This is a genomic window from Streptomyces sp. NPDC021749, from assembly GCF_040640655.1.
In the GTDB taxonomy this organism is placed as follows: domain Bacteria; phylum Actinomycetota; class Actinomycetes; order Streptomycetales; family Streptomycetaceae; genus Streptomyces.
In genome coordinates this window covers 30,325-48,047 of the sequence record NZ_JBFACE010000033.1, presented here as the reverse complement: position 1 = coordinate 48,047, position 17,723 = coordinate 30,325, and the positions used below count along the sequence as shown (strand labels likewise).

14 protein-coding genes and 1 pseudogene are annotated in these 17,723 nt (G+C 70.4%); 9 read left to right on the top strand and 6 right to left on the bottom strand.

Features of this window, described 5'->3' with window-relative positions; genetic code table 11:
* Window positions 1-60: 60 nt before the first annotated feature.
* From AB0G35_RS27620 to AB0G35_RS27610, 3 genes and pseudogenes are all read left to right on the top strand, one after another.
* Window positions 61-945 (top strand): erythromycin esterase family protein, encoded by an 885-nt coding sequence (locus AB0G35_RS27620; RefSeq protein WP_360955035.1) that lies wholly within the window; start codon window positions 61-63, stop codon window positions 943-945.
* 430 nt (window positions 946-1,375) lie between these two features.
* Window positions 1,376-2,641, top strand: coding sequence for a sensor domain-containing protein (locus AB0G35_RS27615; RefSeq protein ID WP_360955032.1), 1,266 nt, complete (start codon window positions 1,376-1,378; stop codon window positions 2,639-2,641).
* Window positions 2,629-3,216 (top strand): annotated as a pseudogene (locus AB0G35_RS27610) (response regulator transcription factor); the annotation flags it as partial. The gene AB0G35_RS27615 and the pseudogene AB0G35_RS27610, both read left to right, overlap by 13 nt.
* 791 nt (window positions 3,217-4,007) lie before the next feature.
* Here AB0G35_RS27610 and AB0G35_RS27605 read toward each other — a convergent pair.
* Genes AB0G35_RS27605 through AB0G35_RS27595 form a run of 3 tightly spaced genes read right to left on the bottom strand, consistent with a single transcriptional unit; the run spans window position 4,008 to window position 6,791 of the window.
* Entirely contained in the window at window positions 4,008-5,408 is a 1,401-nt protein-coding gene (locus AB0G35_RS27605; RefSeq protein ID WP_360955029.1) for a carotenoid oxygenase family protein, read from the bottom strand.
* A complete protein-coding gene (locus tag AB0G35_RS27600) occupies window positions 5,405-6,040 on the bottom strand; it encodes a TetR/AcrR family transcriptional regulator (protein WP_360955026.1) in 636 nt (211 codons plus the stop codon). Before AB0G35_RS27600 ends, AB0G35_RS27605 begins: the two co-directional genes overlap by 4 nt.
* 55 nt (window positions 6,041-6,095) lie before the next feature.
* Window positions 6,096-6,791 carry a class I SAM-dependent methyltransferase gene (locus AB0G35_RS27595; protein ID WP_360955115.1) on the bottom strand — a complete coding sequence of 232 codons (696 nt, stop codon included), beginning with the start codon at window positions 6,789-6,791 and terminating at the stop codon, window positions 6,096-6,098.
* Between AB0G35_RS27595 and AB0G35_RS27590 the strand changes: the two genes are divergently transcribed.
* Both AB0G35_RS27590 and AB0G35_RS27585 read left to right on the top strand, forming a co-directional pair.
* Window positions 6,673-7,296, top strand: a complete 624-nt coding sequence (locus tag AB0G35_RS27590; protein ID WP_360955023.1) for a histidine kinase — start codon at window positions 6,673-6,675, stop codon at window positions 7,294-7,296. The genes AB0G35_RS27595 and AB0G35_RS27590 overlap by 119 nt on opposite strands.
* A 97-nt stretch (window positions 7,297-7,393) precedes the next feature.
* Complete coding sequence (locus AB0G35_RS27585; RefSeq protein WP_360955020.1) at window positions 7,394-8,047, top strand: response regulator transcription factor; 654 nt, start codon at window positions 7,394-7,396, stop codon at window positions 8,045-8,047.
* Between the two features lie 239 nt (window positions 8,048-8,286).
* Here the strand turns inward: AB0G35_RS27585 and AB0G35_RS27580 are convergent, their stop codons facing one another.
* The 3 genes from AB0G35_RS27580 to AB0G35_RS27570 form a co-directional block, all read right to left on the bottom strand.
* Window positions 8,287-9,432 (bottom strand): serine/threonine-protein kinase, encoded by a 1,146-nt coding sequence (locus tag AB0G35_RS27580; RefSeq protein WP_360955017.1) that lies wholly within the window; start codon window positions 9,430-9,432, stop codon window positions 8,287-8,289.
* Between the two features lie 175 nt (window positions 9,433-9,607).
* Entirely contained in the window at window positions 9,608-9,874 is a 267-nt protein-coding gene (locus AB0G35_RS27575; protein ID WP_360955014.1) for a GlsB/YeaQ/YmgE family stress response membrane protein, read from the bottom strand.
* A gap of 271 nt (window positions 9,875-10,145) precedes the next feature.
* The gene (locus AB0G35_RS27570; RefSeq protein WP_360955011.1) at window positions 10,146-11,537 is read right to left on the bottom strand and encodes an FAD-dependent oxidoreductase; all 1,392 of its coding nucleotides are present in this window, start codon (window positions 11,535-11,537) and stop codon (window positions 10,146-10,148) included.
* A 513-nt stretch (window positions 11,538-12,050) separates the two neighbouring features.
* Here AB0G35_RS27570 and AB0G35_RS27565 point away from each other — a divergent pair.
* The 4 genes from AB0G35_RS27565 to AB0G35_RS27550 all read left to right on the top strand — a co-directional run bounded on the left by AB0G35_RS27565 (window position 12,051) and on the right by AB0G35_RS27550 (window position 17,645).
* Window positions 12,051-12,590, top strand: a complete 540-nt coding sequence (locus tag AB0G35_RS27565; RefSeq protein ID WP_360955008.1) for a TetR/AcrR family transcriptional regulator — start codon at window positions 12,051-12,053, stop codon at window positions 12,588-12,590.
* Between the two features lie 652 nt (window positions 12,591-13,242).
* Entirely contained in the window at window positions 13,243-15,111 is a 1,869-nt protein-coding gene (locus AB0G35_RS27560) for an Ig-like domain repeat protein (RefSeq protein ID WP_360955005.1), read from the top strand.
* A 519-nt stretch (window positions 15,112-15,630) separates the two neighbouring features.
* Window positions 15,631-16,914, top strand: a complete 1,284-nt coding sequence (pcaC, locus tag AB0G35_RS27555) for a 4-carboxymuconolactone decarboxylase (protein WP_360955002.1) — start codon at window positions 15,631-15,633, stop codon at window positions 16,912-16,914.
* 89 nt (window positions 16,915-17,003) lie between these two features.
* The gene (locus AB0G35_RS27550; protein ID WP_360954999.1) at window positions 17,004-17,645 is read left to right on the top strand and encodes an MBL fold metallo-hydrolase; all 642 of its coding nucleotides are present in this window, start codon (window positions 17,004-17,006) and stop codon (window positions 17,643-17,645) included.
* Window positions 17,646-17,723: the final 78 nt, after the last annotated feature.

Genomic DNA, 17,723 nt, shown 5'->3' with positions numbered 1-17,723 from the left:
CGGGAATCGCCAGCGATGATCCTTCTCAAGTTGCCGTGCGCACAGTGAGGGGCGAAGAGCATGGTGAGGCACCGTAAGCGCATCAGCCGGCGGGGACTGCTGGTCACGGCGGTGATCGCGACGGGAGCGGTGCTGGCTCCTGTGGCGATCCAGGCGGTCCAGGCGGCCCCGGCCGACACGGCCGGCGGGAAGCAGAACCCGGTCCGCGCGCTGGAGCAGGCCGCCCACCCGCTGCGCTCGACCGAGCCCGGGAGGAGCACGGCCGACCTGCGGCCCCTGGGCGCGATGACCGGCGACGCCAAGGTGGTCGGCCTCGGCGAGGCCACGCACGGTTCCCACGAGTTCTTCACCATGAAGGAGCGGGTCTTCCGCTGCCTCGTCGAGGAGAAGGGCTTCACCACCTTCGCCCTCGAACTGAACCCCGACGACCCTGGCACGCTGCCCTCCTTCCAGCGCTTCCGCGACGAGGTGATGGCCCAGAACGTCACCTGGTGGCAGCAGCACACCGGCCACAAGGTCCTGCTGTCGGCGCACAACGACCACGTCGGCCGCGTCGCCGGCGATTCCGAGCTGTATCCCAAGACGCAGGGGTCGTTCCTGCGCGACACGATGGGCGAGAACTACGTCCCCATCGGCTTCACCTTCCACCAAGGTTCCTTCCTGTCGAAGGATGCCGCTCTCGTCGGCGACTGGAAGAAGTTCACCGTGGACGGCGCCGAGCCCGGCAGGAACGAGTACACCCTCGACCAGGTCCGCTACCGGGACTTCTCCCTCGACGTCCGCAACGGCCCGGCCCCCGCGCGGGCCTGGCTGAACGTCGCCCGGCCCACGCTCGGCGTCGGCACACAGTTCCCCGTGAAGCCGCGCGGCGTCGCGCTCGTGAAGTCCTTCGACGTCCTCATTCACCTGCACGACGTCCGGGCGGCCCACAAGCGGATGCCGTGACGGCCCACAAGCGGATGCCGTGACGGCCAGGCGCCGGCACGAGCCGCTCGCCCCTTCCTGACCTACGGGGAGGCCGGCCTCCCGTCGTGTGTGCCGCCCGCCGGAACACCCCCGGGCCGCGCGGGAGCGTCGACGGGGCCGCTGCCGAAGATCGGCCTGGGCACCTCGCTGCCTACCGACCACAAGGAGCGCGTCGGCCTGTTTGGCGCGGGCAGCGGGCTGATGGTCAAGGGGAGACCGGACGGAACAATCCGACGGTCCACCAGCGGCCGCCGGCCGACGCCATGGATGAGCACCCCTCCCGGCCGATCCCACAGACCGCCCGGTTCGAGATACCGCAGGCCGTACTCCCCGACCCCGCGCCGGACGGCGAGCCGGCCGCGCCATAAGGTCGTCCGCGGAGCAGGGGAGGGGAGGGGAGGGAGGACCGATGGCGATCCGGGGGGACTCGGCAGCCGGTTGCCCGCGGGCGGGTTTCCAAGACACCGTCGTACGGCCCGCGACCGCCGCGATCAGACAGCTCGCCTCCGGGCTAGGCAGCGCCCTCTCGGCCCTGTTCGTGCTGCTCTGGCTGGCCGTCACCGCAGTGACCGGTCCGAACGGGGTGGGACTGCTCATGGCACCCGCCGTACTGCGCGCGCTGCACGCTCTGGCCGGCCGGGAGCGCGACCGGCTCGGTCGCTGGGGTCCCGAAGTCGTCGCCCCGGAACCTCCGCCGACGCAACCGCGGCTCGCCCTCGTCGACCCCACCACACGACGGGAGCTGCGCTGGCTGGTCCGCCACGCCACTCTGGGGCTCCTCCTGGGCCTGTTCGGCGTCCTGTTGCCGGTCTCGGCCCTCCGCGACGGCACCTTCCCGCTGTGGTGGCGGTTCGCGCCCGAGGAGGTGGCCACTACGTCGCTGGGGCTCGGGAACGTGCAATCCTGGCCGGACGCGGTCGCCGTCGGCCTGCTGGGCCTCGGCTGGACCGCCGTCATCCTGGGCTTCACCCCCGGCATGGCGCGCTTGCAGGCCCGCCCGGGACGACGACTCCTGGTGGCCGGCCCCGAGACGGACCTGTCGCTGCGCGTCGCCGAGCTCACCGCCACGCGCGCGGCTGCCCTGGACGCCCATGCCACCGAACTGCGCCGCATCGAGCGCTCCCTGCACGACGGCACCCAGAACCGGCTCGTCTCCGTCATCATCCTGCTCGGCGCCGCCCGCCGCATGGTGGCCCGCGACCTCGCCGGCGCCGACGAGGTCCTCGAACGCGCACACTCCACCGCCGAGCAGGCGCTGGCCGAACTGCGTGCGGTCGCGCGCGGCATCCTGCCTCCGGTGCTGGCCGACCGGGGACTCACCGGCGCACTCTCCGGGCTGGCCGCGAACTGCGCGGTGCCCTGCCGGATCGACGTCGACGTACCCGAGCGGTGCGCCGCCTCCGTCGAGGCGACCGCCTACTTCGTCGTGGCCGAAGCCCTCACCAACATCGCCAAGCACAGCGGCGCCGGCCATGCCACCGTCACGGCGCGCAGCCGCGGCGGCCGTCTCCACCTGTGCGTCGAGGACGACGGCCGGGGCGGGGCGGACGAGGACGGCGGCTCCGGACTCACCGGCATCCGCCGCCGGATCGCGGCACACGACGGCAACCTCTCCCTGACCAGCCCGCCCGGCGGCCCGACAACCCTTGAGGTGGATCTTCCATGCGGATCGTGATCGCTGAGGACGACCCGTTGCCGCGCGAGGGGCTCGCCCTGCTGCTGCGCGCCGAGTCCCTCGATGTGGTGGCCATCGCGGGTTCCCCCGGCGAGGCACTGGACGCCATCGACGCACACAGACCGGACGTCGCCATCTTCGACGTGCGGATGCCACCGACCCACACCGACGAGGGGATCGTCGCGGCGGTCGAGGCCCGGCGCAGGCAACACGACCTGGCCGTCCTGGTCTTGTCCGCGTACGTCGAGCAGACCTTCGCGACGGAGCTGCTCACCGGCGGCGTGGGCGGCCTCGGCTACCTGCTCAAGGAACGGGTCGGGCGGGTGGAGGAGTTCCTGGACGTCCTTCGGCGGGTGGCGGCCGGAGGCACCGCCATCGACCCCGAGGTCATCACGCAGCTCTTCACCCGGTCCCGCCAGGACACCCGGCTGGACCGGCTCAGCCCTCGCGAGCGGGACGTACTCGTCCTGATGGCCGAGGGACTGGGCAACAACGCCATCGCGGAACGGCTCGTCGTCACGGACAGCGCTGTCCACAAGCACATCCGCAGCATCTTCGCCAAACTCGGCCTGACCCTCTCTGCGGTGCAACCGTCCCGGGGATTCGGCAGTGGTCTTCGGTGCCGTCCGCGCCGCCGCCGAGGCGGATCAAGCCGCCCTGACCCGGGTGATCTGACTCCCCTGCGCCGGACGCGTCGTGCCAGCTGTGGCCCCGGGGCGAGCCCGGGGCCACCAGAGTGTGGGGGAAACACACTTATGCGTCAGCGCACCACCATGGCCGCCGTTGCCAGTGCCCTGGCGCTGTCCGCGTTCGCTGTTCCCGGCGCCGCCCAGGCGGACGAGGTCGTGGGCGACACCACGATGAAGGTGGTCGTCAACGGCGGGTCCGACATCGTCAAGGACGTCGCCGCCACGGTGAAGGTCAGGCGCTACGCCAAGCTGACGGCCAACGCCTCGCCGGAGCCGGTGAAGAAGGGCAAGACTCTCGCCGTCACCGGCAACCTGACCCGCGCCGACTGGGAGACCTACAAGTACGCCGGCTACACAGGCCAGCCGGTGAAACTCCAGTTCCGCAAGAAGGGCACCCACACCTACACCACCGTCAAGACGGTGACCACGGGGAGCGGCGGCGCCCTGAAAACCACCGTCAAGGCCGCTACGGATGGCTACTGGCGCTGGTCCTTCGCCGGTACCTCCACCACCAGCACCGCCACCGCCCCCGGCGACTACGTCGACGTGGACGGGTAAGCGGGCAGGCGCGCCGCAGGCGAAGCCACGGCCTCATCGGGCAGCTACCAGCGGCTCCCAGGCGCTACGTCGTTCCGGAGCGCTACGGCCAGGTCAGGCAGCCGGTTGAGGGTCCGCGTTCACCGGTCTTCCTCCGGAACCCAACTCCCGTGCAGACCCAACGGCACCCGCACCGGCAGGTGGATCCGGGCGACCGGTTCGCCGCTGAAGTCCTGTGCAGGGAGGATGACCAGGTCGGATGCGGACCGCTCCGGGTTGAAGACGTACGCCATGACGTACCCGTCATCCTCCGCCGCCGGCGACTCCGCCGCGACGAACACCCCCTCGCCCACGGCTGCGTCCCGCCCGAACTCGTGCGCTTCCGTCGTTCCCCGGCTCAGATCGTGTTTGAGCAGCGCATTGCTGAACCCCTCGTCCGGCCGGTCGTCTTCCGGGCCGCAGGGCGGGGCGTAGAGCTCGACCGCTGCGGCGTAGCCGTACCGGTAAGGGCGCCCCGTATAGCGGGAGTTGAGGCGAGGGAATTCCTGGACCCGGTCATCGAGGCGTTCTTCCCGGACCGTCCCCGCCGCCAGGTCGATCGTCCACCGGTCCAGGGTGGGGCGACTGGACCCGACGTCCCTGATGTCGAACCCTTCGGGATGCCGGATCACGTCGACGACGATGTCACAACCGCCCGTGCCCGACCCGCGCAGGTCCTCGTGCGGCCTCTCGTACGCGTTGAGGGTGTGCCCCACCAGGCTCGGTGTGAGCCCGAACCAGCGCACCTCGCCCCCCTCGCGCGGCATTACCCCCACGCGCGCGCCACGGCGGTCATCCCAGGTGAACGGCACGCCGGTGGACAGATGCGCGGGGCTGAACACCACGGGTGAGTCGAAGAGCAGCACATAGTGGTCGGTCAGCGCGAAGTCGTGCATGTACGGGTTACCGGGCACCGGGATGGTGGTGGTCCGCCGCACCGTGCCGGAGTCGTCCATCACGATGTGCTGCACGTCATCGGAGCCGTAGCGGAAGGCAAGCGAGTGCAGTTCGCGGGTGCGTGGGTCGAAGAGGGAGTGGGCGTTGGCGCTGTACCCCTCCGGGGTCGCTCCCAGGGCACAGGGCCCCACCGTCTCCAGCTCGTAGGTGAGTTCGTAGGGACGGATGCCGCCCTCGATGAGTGCGAACGTACTGCCCGCGAAGCCCACGACCTGCACGTTCGGCGAGATGTCCAACTGTTCGTCGATCGGGGTGCCGCGGCGCGGCTCGCCGAGGTGGTCGGCGACCGCGCCGGAACGGACCCAACGGTTGCGGTACCACTCGGCGCGCCCGTCCCGTATGCGCACCCCGTGGACCATGCCCGCGCCGAGGGTCCAGATGTGCGCGGCGGCGTCCTCGATGCCCAGGGGGTTGGGGCCGTTGCGGAGATAGCGGCCGTTGAGATGGGCCGGAATCCGCCCGGTCACGGGCAGGTCGTAGGCGGTGACTTCCTCGGTGACCGGGGCGAAATTCCCCGACAGGTAGCGGTTGCGCGTGGTGGTCATGTTCCTTGCCCCTCGTTCTTCGACTCGTGCTGGGTGCTGAACGCCCGTGCCACGGCCGCCATCAGCGCTTCATAGCGCCGGCCACCGTCCTCCGGCGTGAAATGTCCGGCGATCTCCAAACTCACCGCGCCGTGCGATGCCGCCCAGAAGATCTTTGACAACTCGCGGGCATCGCCCGGCTGGAAGATCCCGGCCTCCATGCAGGCGGCCACGGCGGCGGCCGAGGTGTCGAAGGCGGTCTCGGCGATGGCGAGGGCCTCCGCGCTCGGCCGGAAGCCCGGTACGGCCTGCTCGAACATGACCCGGTAGTAGGCCGGTTCGGCGAGCGCGTGCTCCCGATAGGCCGCCCCGAGGTGGGTGAGGTGCGTCAACGGGTCGTCCGTACGCGGTACTTGTTCCTGCACCCGGCGCAGCCGCGCGAAGCCCTCCCGGTACAGCGCATCGACCAGCCCTTCCTTGCCACCGAACATGGTGTAGAGGACCTTGGTCGAGGAGCCGATGTCGGTCGCGATCCGCCGCATGGTCAACGCGCCGGGCCCGTCCGTGACCAGCAGATTGATGGCGCAATCGAGGATCGTGGTGCGCACGGCGTCCTGGCCGGCCCGTAGCGCGTCTTGGTAGAGCGTGCTCATGGGTAACACTGTAGCCCAGCGGAAACACTGTTACCAACGCCGTCCCGCGGTGCATCTAGGCCCGGTAACCGTCTGGTGCCGTGACCCGGATCTTCGATTGGCCGTGCGGCCGCGTCTCCCAGTCGTCCATGAAGCGGGCGGTCAGTCCGTGCTGTTCGGCCAGCCGGATCAGCGTCTCGGTGCGGTAGTAGAAGTCCTCCCGCAATACCTGGTGCTCGACGCCCTCGGTACGGTCGAAGGTGAAGTCGAAGAAGCCTCCCGGCGCCAGGACCCGCCCCACATGGCCCAGGCACTCGTCGATGATTCCGATGGGGGAGTGCGAGAAGACGCTGTGCGCGTGCACCACGTCGAAGTGGGCGTCGGGCAGGAAGTCGAGCGTCAGGTCCTGCGTGATGGTCAGGTGCGGCAGCTTGCTCTGCAGCCCGTACTCCGTCAGCGTCTGCTTGGCCGAGACGAGGATGTCGGGTGAGATGTCGATGCCGTAGTAGTGGCCCGGATCCAGGTGGGCGATGAAGTGGTGTCCGGCCCGCAGGTTGCCGCAGCCGATGTCCAGCATCCGGTGGTCGCCGCGCAGCCCGTGCTCCAGCAGGTAGTCGAACTGCATCCGGCCGAGTCTGCTCGGCGTGGCGCTGGTGGCAGCGGCGGTCGGCTGGGGCCTGTTCGTACGCGCGATGCACGAGCGCGTCGACCGCGCCGAGACGGAAGCGGCCCGGCGCACCGAGGAGGCGCAGCGGGCGGCGCGGGAGGAGATCGCCCGGGAGATGCACGACGTGCTCGGCCACCGGCTGTCGCTGCTCAGTCTGCACGCGGGCGCCCTGGAGTTCAGTCCGGGGGCGCCCGAGGCCGAGATCGCGCACACCGCTGCCGTGATCCGGGAGAGCGCGCACCGGGCGTTGCAGGAACTGCGCACCGTCATCGGGGTGTTGCGCGCCCCGACGGTGGAGGAGACCGGGGGCACCCGGCCACAGGCGGGCTTGGGCGACCTGGAACGACTCTTCGCGGAGAGCCGCGAGGCCGGTACGGACATCCGGGCCCGGCTGGACGTCACCGCCTCGGAACAGGTGGCCGCGCTCACCGGCCGCACGGTCCACCGGATCGTCCAGGAAGGTCTGACCAACGCCCGCAAGCACGCGCCGGGGGCCGAGGTACGGGTGGAGGTCACCGGCGGGCCGTCGGAGGGGGTCTCGGTGGAACTGAGCACCCCGTCCCGCCGGACGCGTTCCGCACCGCCGTACCAGGCGGCGGCCTCGGCCTGATCGGCCTCCGCGAACGGGCCGAGCTGGCGGGCGGCCGGCTCACGTACGGCCGGGGCGAAGGCGGGTACCACCTGAGGGCCTGGCTACCGTGGGCCGCATGATCCGCCTCCTGGTCGTCGACGACGACCCCCTCGTACGCTCCGGTCTGCGCCTGCTCTTCGCCGGGGCCGACGGCATCGACGTCGTCGCCGAGGCCGCGGACGGGACCGAGGTGCAGCCCCTGGTCCGCGCCTTCACCCCCCACGTCGTCCTGATGGACATCCGGATGCCGGGCATGGACGGTCTGGCCGCGACCCGGCTGCTGCGCAGCCGGCCGCCCGCGCCCGAGGTCGTGATGCTGACGACCTTCCACAGCGACGAGTACGTTGTGCGGGCGCTGCGTGCGGGCGCGGCCGGGTTCCTGCTGAAGGACACCCCGCCACGCGAGATGGTCGAAGCCGTACGGAAGGTGGCCGCGGGGGATCCGGTCCTGTCGCCGTCCGTGATCCATCAGCTGATCACGGCCGTGACGGTGGAGTCGGATGCCGACGAGCGGCGGCGGGCGGCCCGCGAGCGGCTGGCGGTCCTCGGTGACCGGGAGCGTGAGGCCGCCGTGGCGGTCGGCAGGGGGCTCACCAACGTCGAGGCCGCCGCGGAGCTCTTCATCAGCGTGCCCACGGTGAAGACCCACGTCTCCAGCATCCTGACCAAGCTCGGCCTCACCAACCGGGTGCAGATCGCCCTCCTGATCCACGACGCGGGCGACCGCTGACGCACCCGGTGTGCCGCGTCACCCGCCCTCGGCCGTGCCGGGCCGACTTTGAGGTCGCGGAGGTAGGCAGAGGTCGTTCTCGTGGCAGTCCGCTCGGCGCGCGGTGAAGGCGTTGCTCAGCCGTGGCGTGAGGGCGGCGCGACGGGGGCCGTGACGGGGTCTGTCGTCGAGACGGCCCGGTCTTGGCCGGTGTTCCCGGCAGGCTCAGTCGGAGTAGCGGTAGGAGGTGAGGGAGATCTTCACCGGGTCGTCGTTCGAACCGTCGGTGAGCGTGCGGATGATGGCGATGTCCCGGCCGCCGTGGGCGCGGACGCAGAAGCTGCGGTCGGCGCGCAGGGTGGTGAAGGGCAGGGTGGAGGTGGGCTGGGTGTTGATGCCCTTGAGACAGTCGGGGAGGGAAGGACGGGTACGGCCGGGGCGTCGGCCGCGAACCGGGCCGGGTCGAGGAGGGTCGCGGGCGGGGGAGCCGTGGTCGGCAGGTCGGTGTGGCGGTGGATATCGGTGCTGACCTGCTGGGGCAACCAGCCGTCGGAGAAGCGGAGTTCGCCGCCGGTTGCGGGGTGGCGGCGGGCGGCCTCGATCAGCCAGGCTGTGTCCGGCCGGTCCTCGGGGTTCTTGGCCAGGCAGAGCCGGACCAACTCGTGCAGTCCGTGCGGAAGGTGGGAAAGGTCGGGCTCCTCGTGTATCGCTCGGTAGAGGCAGACGGACTCGGGCCCGTCGCCGAAGGGGGGTGCGCCGGAGCCTATGTAGGCGATCGAAGAGCCCAGGGCGAAGACGTCGGTGGGCGGGGTGGCGGGCAGCCCGAGGGCCTGTTCGGGAGCCATGAAGCCCGGTGAGCCGATGCGCAGGCCGGTGCCGGTGAGCGGGCTGGCGTCGGCGGCGCGGGCGATGCCGAAGTCGATGACGCGGGGGCCGTCGGCGGCGACAAGGACGTTTCCGGGCTTGAGGTCGCGGTGGACGACACCCGCGGCGTGTATCGCCTGAAGGGCCTCGGCGATACCGGCGACGAGCAGCAGGAGAGTCCGTTCGGGCAGCGGGCCGTGGCGGTGGACGACCTGCTGGAGGGAGGGGCCGGGCACGAAGATCGTGGCGAGCCAGGGGGTGGTGGCGTCGGTGCCCGCGTCGACCACCTGGGCGGTGTAGAGGCCGTGGATACGCCGGGCGCTGGCGCCCTCCTGGGCGAAGCGGTGCTGGAACCCGGGATCCTCGGCGAGTTCGGGCCGGACCACCTTGAGTGCAACTGGGCGGCCGCCGGCGGTATAGGCCAGGTAGACGCGGCCCATGCCGCCCGCGCCGAGCGGTTGAAGGCGCTGCGAGGAACCGCTGGCCGAGCGGCAGCCTGCCGATGGCGCGCACGAACTGACAGGGGGCGAGGGACGCACCATCGGTTTGTCGCCGTCCAGGGGGCGACGTCCTGCTGAGCAGGGAGGCGCCGAGACCGAGCGCAGGTGTCGTGAGCCTGGGGCCACGACGACGGCGCGCCCTGCCGGAGCGTCGGCCCGATGCGGAACTCCTGCCGGGACGACGAAGGACTTCGGCGAGCTCTACGGCAACGGCGGGTCATCCGCGGGAGTTGCCGGCCAAGCTGCGATAGCCGATGAGCAGCACCAGGGAACCGGCGATCGCGGCGCCCCAGGTGTAGAGGTCGAAGAAGTCCTCCTCCACCGGGCGGTCGAGGAAGCGGGCGGAGAGCCAGCCGCCGACGAAGGCGCCCGCGACGCCGATGAGAGTGGTGCCGAGCAGGCCGCCCGGGTTGCGGCCGGGCAGCAGCATCTTGGCGATGGCTCCGGCGAGCAGGCCGAGGATGATCCAGCTGATGATGCCCACGGTGTTGTTCCTCCCGTCGGGTCGGGATCCGCGCCGAGTGCGCCGGAGCCCGACACTTGGTTCGCTTGTTCACGCAAGCACTGAGCAGTGCTTGGTCAGGTGGTGTGGGTGTGGAGATGTCGCGGTGGCAGGTGGGCCAGGCGTCGGTCCGGGTGGCGAGGAGTGCAGCTCTCGGACGACTTGGCAGAGACCCGGGTCGGCGCCGCGTCTTGAGGCCCGGGCCGGCCATTGAAGGATGGAGCAGGCGTGGACGCCGCCGAGGCCGACTCTTTCAGTCCGCGATTTCCTTGGCGGCGCGGATTCCCGACAGGTAGGCGCCGTGGACGGTTTGGTAGGAGTTGCGGTGCGTCGCCTCGCCGGCGAAGTGCACCCGGCCGTCCACGCTGGCGGCGAGATGGTCGCGCATGGCCGGTGTGGAGTCGATCCTGTTGAACGAGTACGAGCCTTGCGCGTACGGGTCGGACGCCCAGCGGGTGATCTGGTAGCCGGCAGGGGCGGGGATGTCACTGCCGAAGATGGTCATCAGCGTTCCCATGGCGCTGTTGACGATCTGGGTGTCGCTCCAGCCTTCGATCGTGCGGCCGAAATCGGCGGCGTTGAAGCCGAGCAGTACCGGCTGGCCGGTGGGGCGGCTGATGTTGATCCACTGTTCCCACTGGCCGTACTTGTCCACCTCCGGCACGTAGGTCATCCAGTCGGTGTCCGGCCAGAACACTTTGGGGAAGCGGAGGTAGCACTTGTTGAGCACCCCCATGCCGAGCTTGTCGATGGCGGTGCGCTTGGATGCGGGCAGGCGGGAGCCGAACGTGACCGCGCTGCTCTGCAGCACGCCCAGCGGCAGCGTCACCACCACGTGGCCGGCGTGGAACGTGCCCTTATTGGTGCCGACCGTCACACCGCCGGAGTCCCAGTCGAGGTGTTCGACGACGTGCCCGGTCCGGATGGACAGCCCCCGCGCGAGCAGATCGGTGATCTGGCTGTAGCCGCCGGGGAACAGCACGTCCTTGCCCTTGATATCCGCCCCGCTGTCGAAGTGCAGGGCCGACATCTGGCGCACGCTGCCCGCGTACTCGTGCTCGTAGTCGTTCAGCCCGAACGAGACCAGAGTCTTGTCCTCGTCCGACAGCGAGGACCAGCCCAGCGCACGCTCCACCACGCTGCGCACCGACGCGTCCTTGTCCGTGCCTTCCTGGTATGAGGCCAGAGCGTCCTCCATTCTGCTCTGCCAGCGCTCGATCGCCTTTGCCCGGGCATCGTCGACCTCGCTGCCGTCGGCGAGGTAGTCGGTGGAGCTGTCGGGGTTGGTCACGACCGTCCGCGCTGTGGCCTTCGCGGCCAGCGCGGCGATCGGATTGCCGTCGATGCCGTGGATCCATGAGGCGCCGAGGTCGAGCGGCACACCGGCCCACTTCTCGCTGGTCCAGATGCGGCCGCCGATCCGGTTGCGCGCTTCGAGGACCACGACGTCCTTCCCTTGGTCGGCCAGGTGGCGGGCCGCGGCGAGGCCGCTGATCCCGGCACCGACGACGATCACCCGTTCACCCCCGGACGAGGCTGACGTCTTCGCATCGGTCGCGCTGCCCTTACAGGCGGACAGGGACGTGAGGGCGGCGAGGCCGGGCAGGCTCAGGCCCATGTTCTGCAGGAATCGTCGGCGGTGCATGGTCATGACTGAGTACCGATCTGTGTCTGTGATCTGTCTTCGACAAGGTCTCGACGAACGCTCAGCCGCGAGCGGCGGCAGTCCCTTGGGCGGAAAAGGGCGCGCAGGCACCAGCGGCGACCCGATCCCTTCGGGCCGCAACAAACCCCACGCTCGTGTACGTGCTGGTCGGCGCGTCGCGTGGCGCGGGCTTCGCGTGGCGCGGGCTCGCGCGCCGCTCTTGCTCCGCCGCGTCACCGAGGGGGCGTGGCCGAAGCGGGCTCCGTGCTCAGTGCGCCGAGGGCGTGGAAGTGCCCGGGACCGGGCTTGTGGTGCTCCTGCCGGGCCCCCGGACGATCCGCGTCGGTGACGCGGGGCGCACAGCGGAGAGACAGTGCCTCACCGTGGCGATCGCTCAGCCGGTCCGGCTGCGGGACAACAGTGACACCCCCCTTCAGTACAATGTCACTGACACTTCAGAGGATACATTGAAGCATCAATGCTTCAAAAGAGGCAATGGAGGGTGGCGCGACGATGCGTACCGCCGCGGCGGAGGTACTGGAGTCGGCAACGGCGGTCCTCGCCAAAGACCGAGGGGCTTCGATGCAGGTCATCGCGGTGCGCGCGGGCATCAGCCGGGCCACCTTGCTGCGCTTGTTTCCCACACGCCAGCTGCTGGTGCAGGCGATGGCCGAGAAGATCCTGGACGACTGCGACCGGGTGCTGGCCCGGGCCGAAGCCGACACCGCGCCCATGAAGCAGGTGCTGGCCACAGTGGTCGCCGAGTACACGCCGTTCGCCCAGCTCTGGAACTTCGTCTACGTGGAGCCGGAGGTCCTGGGCGTGCCCGAGGCCAGCGAGCGGGCCAAGGCGGTCTTCAAGCGGACCGCCTCGCTGGTGGAACGCGGCCAGAACTCCGGACTGCTGCGCAACGACATGCCGGCCACCTGGCTGGCCTCGACATTCTGCGGCCTGGCCGAGACCGCGTGGGAGCTGACACTCGAAGGTCACATGGGCGTCCGCCAAGCCCCGGACTTCATCAACGCGATCCTCCTGCACGGCGCGACCGCCTGAATCGAGCCGCGGGCAGCGTGACCGTCACATGGTCCCGCCTCGGCGGGAGCCGCGGTCAGGGTCTTGTCGGCCCCCAGGACGCGGCGCTTGGTACGAGTGGAGCGAACGTCGACGCCTGTGGATCACTCCTGCCGGAAGGAGGCGCACCTGCCCGCTGGGTGGTGGTCTTCGGCTTCCCGGCCGAGCACTGGTGTGCTGCGGAGAGAAGGCTTCGACAAGGCTTCGACGGTGACGTGGCCGTCGAGTCGGCCGCCTGCCAGGTTCGTCCTCTCCAACGACGTGCCCGGGTGGGGCTGTGTGCGTTGGTCTGTCCGGGTGACAGTCGAGTCAAGAGGGTGGTGTTCCATTGACCATTTCGGGTTAATGGTGGTGACCGTTATCCGGTGGGTTGCCCATCTCTCCGGGGAGAGATGGGCAACCCCTGCGGTGCACCGGTGCGTGGTACGTGTCGGTGCGTCCTCTCTCTGTCCCGGTGTGCAAGCGGTGGTCCGGCGCGCGTATGCCGGCGCCGTGCGACGCGGGCCCCGGATGGGAGTTCTCGGGCGGCCCTCTCAGCTGAGAGAGGTTTGTCATGGAATCGACTACGGGTTGGCTGGGAGCTCCGGCGGTAGCCTGCGGGGTTCGGCCGGTTGTGCCGGCCGGTGGATCCGAGGTGGCCGCCGTACGGGGGCTTGTGGCCGCGCCGTTCAGTGCGGCGTTCTCCACGGTGACGATCCCGGCGGGCACGACCCCGCTGGCGGTGGCCGTGGCGCCGAACGGCAACGTCTACGTCGGCAACGCCAATTCGGCCAACGTGACGGTGATCAGCAGCACCACGAACACCGTCCTGGCCACTGTCCCCGCCGGCTCAGACCCGGCCATGATTGCGGTGGCGGCGAACGGCAACGTCTACGTCACCAACCAGAGCTCGAACAACGTGACGGTGATCAGCAGCGCCACCAACACCGTCCTGGCCACCGTCCCCGTCGGCGGGGGCCCGTTCGCGCTGGCGGTGGCGCCGAACGGCAACGTCTACGTCGCCAACAGCACTTCCAACAACGTGACGGTGATCAGCAGCGCCACCAACACCGTCCTGGCCACCGTCCCCGTCGGCGCGGTCCCGGACGCGGTGGCGGTGGCGGCGAACGGCAACGTCTACGTCGCCAACCGGAACGCGAACACCGTGACGGTGATCAGCAGCGCCACGAACACCGTCCTGACCACCCTCCCCACCGGTGGTTTCCCGGGCTATGCGGCGGTGGCGCAGAACGGCAACGTCTACATCGCCAACCAGACCTCGAACAACGTGACGGTGATCGACAGCGCCACGAACACGGTCGTGGCCACCGTCCCCGCCGGCACGGTCCCGGGGGTGATCGCGGTGGCGCCCAACGGCAACGTCTACGTCACCAACACCGTTTCGAACAACGTGACGGTGATCAGCAGCACCACGAACACCGTCCTGGCCACCGTTCCCACCGGCGGGGGCCCGTTCGGGGTGGCGGTGGCGCCGACCGGCAACGTCTACGTCGGCAACAGCAATTCCAACAACGTGACGGTGATCAGCAGCACCACGAACACCGTCCTGGCCACCGTCCCCGTCGGCGCGTTCCCGTTCTCGGTGGCGGCGGCGCAGAACAGCAATGTCTACGTCACCAACGCCAATTCGGCCAGCGTGACGGAGATTTCGCCGTTGACCGTGACGACCTCGCCGGCGTCGCCGGTGTGCGGGCAACCGGTGACGTTCAATATTTCCGGGGGGACTCCGAACGGGACAGCGGTGGTGAACTTCGGGGACGCGAGCCCCACGGTCACCGTCCCCCTGGACGCCACCGGGAGCGGGCAGACCACCCACACCTACACCGCCGGTTCGTTCACCGCGACCGTGAACGGCAACCCCACCCCCGTCACCGTGAGCCCCAACCCCACAACGACGACGCTGTCGGTGACGCCGAACCCCTCCACCTGCGGGCAGAGCGTGACCGTGTGCGCCACCATCACCCCGGCACCAGGCACCACCACCGTGCCGACCGGCACGGTCACCTTCACCCTCCCCAACGGCCAGACCCAGGTGGTCCCCGTCAACGCCTCGGGGCAGGCCTGCTTCACCACCACCGCCCTGACCACCGGCACCCTCACCGCCGCCTACGGCGGTGACAGCTGCTTCACCGGCTCCACCACCAGCACCCCCGTCACCGTGAACCCCACCCCCACAACACTGACCGCGCAACCAGGCACGATCCGGCTCCGGCTGACCCCGCTGCCCGAGTTCTACATCCCCACCCTCAGCGCCACCCTGACGACCGCCTCGGGGATGCCGGTGGCCGGTCAGCCGGTGACCTTCACCGCCACCACGCTCTTCGGCCCGGTCAACCTCGGCACCGCCGTCACCGACGCCAACGGCACCGCCACCATCCACAACGCCATCGTCCCCGTCTTCGCCGTCGGCACCCCCTTCTACACCGCCACCTTCCCCGGCACTGCCTGCTACACCGCAGCCACCGCCCACGGCCTCCTGCTGTTCATCCCCCTCCCGGGCTGATCTCACAGGCTCCGAAAACCCCACGTCACTCGGTCTGCTGCGACGGGAGGAACACGCCGTGGCCCAACTGGACGAGCCAGCCGACCAGTCGAGAGGTTTGGCGACACGCGTGGATTCCAGAGACGGGGCTCCGGCCGTGAGGGCGGCTCCGGCATCGGCACGGTGATCCAGCAGACCACGACGCAGGAAGGGTGGCAGAACGACCCCACTCCGCGCTCGCGAGCTGCGATTGGAGGGCGCCACAGCGAGCACGGCGTGAGTGAGCTGTCCGCGCCCACCCCGCAACGCCACTTCTCCAGGCCAGAAGACCCCGGCCCTGATCACGAGCAAGGCACCGCATCCGTAGCAGCAGACCACGGTGAGCTACGACGAGACGAGGCACGCGATCGTCCACGTCGTCTCCACACTGAGGCTCTGACCTGCGCAAACCCCGCTTCGGGCGCGGTCGGCGGCCGCGCTCCGACGGCTCCTCCTGACCCGGATGTAAGGAACGCGTCAGAGAGTGGGTAGCGTGGTCGGGTGAGTGAGAAGACCCTGCAGCACCGGATCGACGGTCCCGACGACGCCCCCGTACTCGTCCTGGGTGCCGCTCTGGGTACCACATGGCACATGTGGGACCGGCAGATCCCCGAGCTGACCCGCCACTGGCGGGTCATCCGTTTCGACCTGCCCGGACACGGCGGTTCTCCCGCCCACGCGGCGTCCTCCGTCGCCGAGCTGGCCGACCGGCTGATCGCCACGCTCGACGGCCTCGGCGTGGACCGCTTCGGCTACGCCGGCTGCAACATCGGCGGCGCCATCGGCACCCAGCTGGCGCTCACCCGCCCGCACCGCGTCACCTCCCTGGCACTGGTGTCCTCCTCACCCCGCTACGGAACCGCCGACGCCTGGCGGCAGCGCGGCGTCGTCATCCGCACCAACGGACTCGACCCGATCGCCCGCACCGCCCCCGAGCACTGGTTCACCCAGGGCTTCGCCGGCGCCCAGCCCGCCATCGTCGAATGGGCCGTCCAGATGGTGCGGACCACCGACCCCGGCTGCTACATCGCCGCCTGCGAGGCACTGGCCTCCTTCGACGTACGCTCCTCGCTCGGCCGGGTCGGCGTGCCCACGCTCGTCGTCGTCGGCTCCGAGGACCAGGTCACCCCGACCACGGACGCCCGCACCCTGGTCGCCGGCATACCGGACGCGAGCTTGGCGCTGGTGCCCGGCACCTCCCACCTGGCGCCCGTCGAGCAGCCCGCGGCCGTCACCGAGCTGCTCATCCGGCACTTCACCACCGCCTGGCACGACAAGCCCGGCCCCGGCGGTCAGGCGGCCATCGGCGCCGCCGCCCCCAAGCCGCAGATCGCGCCCCCGCCACCCCCGCAGGCACCGCCCGCCGCCATAGAGGCCGGCCTCGCCCAGCCCGAGCAGGACCGCGGCGGCACGTACGAGGCGGGAATCAAGGTCCGCCGGGAGGTCCTCGGCGACGCCCACGTGGACCGCGCCCAGGCCGCCGCCGACGACTTCACCGGCGACTTCCAGGACTTCATCACCCGCTACGCCTGGGGCGAGACCTGGACCCGGCCGGGCCTGGACCGCCGCACCCGCAGCATCATCACGCTCACCGCACTGACCGCCCGCGGCCACAAGGAGGAGCTGGCCCTGCACACCCGCGCCGCCCTCCGCAACGGCCTCACCCCGTCCGAGATCAAGGAAGTCCTCCTCCACACCGCCATCTACTGCGGCGTTCCGGCCGCCAACTCCGCCTTCGCGGTGGCCCAGCAGATCATCCGCGAGGAGACGACGCCGGAGGAATAGGGGGCCCGCACAGGCATCAGGGGAGCGGGTCGGGCCCCGCCCCGCCGTGCGGCGCCCCGCCCGCCCCATGGGACGGCAAGATGGCAGGCATGGAACTCACCAAGAAGACCCATGCCTGTGTCCGGCTGGAGAAGGACGGGCAGACGCTCGTCATCGACCCGGGTGTCTTCAGCGAGGAGGACGCGGCCGTCGGCGCGGACGCGATCCTGGTCACCCACGAGCACATGGACCACTTCAACGAGGACCGGCTGCGGGCGGGCATGGAGGCCAACCCCGGCGCCGAGATCTGGACCCTCGCCAGTGTTGCCGAGCAGCTCTCGGCCGCGTTCCCGGGCCGCGTGCACACCGTCGGCGAGGGCGACACCTTCACCGCGGCAGGCTTCGAGGTCGAGGTGCACGGCCAGTTGCACGCCGTGATCCACCCCGACATCCCGCGCATCACCAACGTCGGCTTTCTCCTCGACGGCGGCGCGGTGTTCCACCCCGGCGACGCCCTCACGGTCCCCGAGGGCCGTACGGTCGACACCCTGCTGCTGCCCGTCCACGCCCCCTGGAACAAGGTGGCGGAGGTCATCGACTACGTCCGCGAGGTCGCGCCCCGGCGGGCCATCGACATCCACGACAGCCTGCTCCAGGACCACGCCCGCCCGGTCTACGACTCCATGATCGACAAGCTCGGCGGCACGGACCACGGCCGGCTCACCCCCGGCAGCCACACCGCGGTGGGCTGAACCCCTGAACCCCTGAACCCTTGAGCCCTTGAACCCCCCGGGTGACCGGGCCCCAGCGCCCGGGGCCGGACCCGGTCC

What these genes read in the sequence shown, in the direction of transcription:
- AB0G35_RS27565 (WP_360955008.1), top strand. Translation starts at nt 12,051, where the DNA reads ATGCGTACCGCCGCGGCGGAGGTACTGGAGTCGGCAACGGCGGTCCTC.
- AB0G35_RS27570 (WP_360955011.1), bottom strand. Translation starts at nt 11,537, where the DNA reads ATGCACCGCCGACGATTCCTGCAGAACATGGGCCTGAGCCTGCCCGGC.
- AB0G35_RS27605 (WP_360955029.1), bottom strand. Translation starts at nt 5,408, where the DNA reads ATGACCACCACGCGCAACCGCTACCTGTCGGGGAATTTCGCCCCGGTC.
- AB0G35_RS27550 (WP_360954999.1), top strand. Translation starts at nt 17,004, where the DNA reads ATGGAACTCACCAAGAAGACCCATGCCTGTGTCCGGCTGGAGAAGGAC.
- AB0G35_RS27615 (WP_360955032.1), top strand. Translation starts at nt 1,376, where the DNA reads ATGGCGATCCGGGGGGACTCGGCAGCCGGTTGCCCGCGGGCGGGTTTC.
- AB0G35_RS27585 (WP_360955020.1), top strand. Translation starts at nt 7,394, where the DNA reads ATGATCCGCCTCCTGGTCGTCGACGACGACCCCCTCGTACGCTCCGGT.
- AB0G35_RS27580 (WP_360955017.1), bottom strand. Translation starts at nt 9,432, where the DNA reads ATGGTGCGTCCCTCGCCCCCTGTCAGTTCGTGCGCGCCATCGGCAGGC.
- AB0G35_RS27620 (WP_360955035.1), top strand. Translation starts at nt 61, where the DNA reads ATGGTGAGGCACCGTAAGCGCATCAGCCGGCGGGGACTGCTGGTCACG.
- AB0G35_RS27600 (WP_360955026.1), bottom strand. Translation starts at nt 6,040, where the DNA reads ATGAGCACGCTCTACCAAGACGCGCTACGGGCCGGCCAGGACGCCGTG.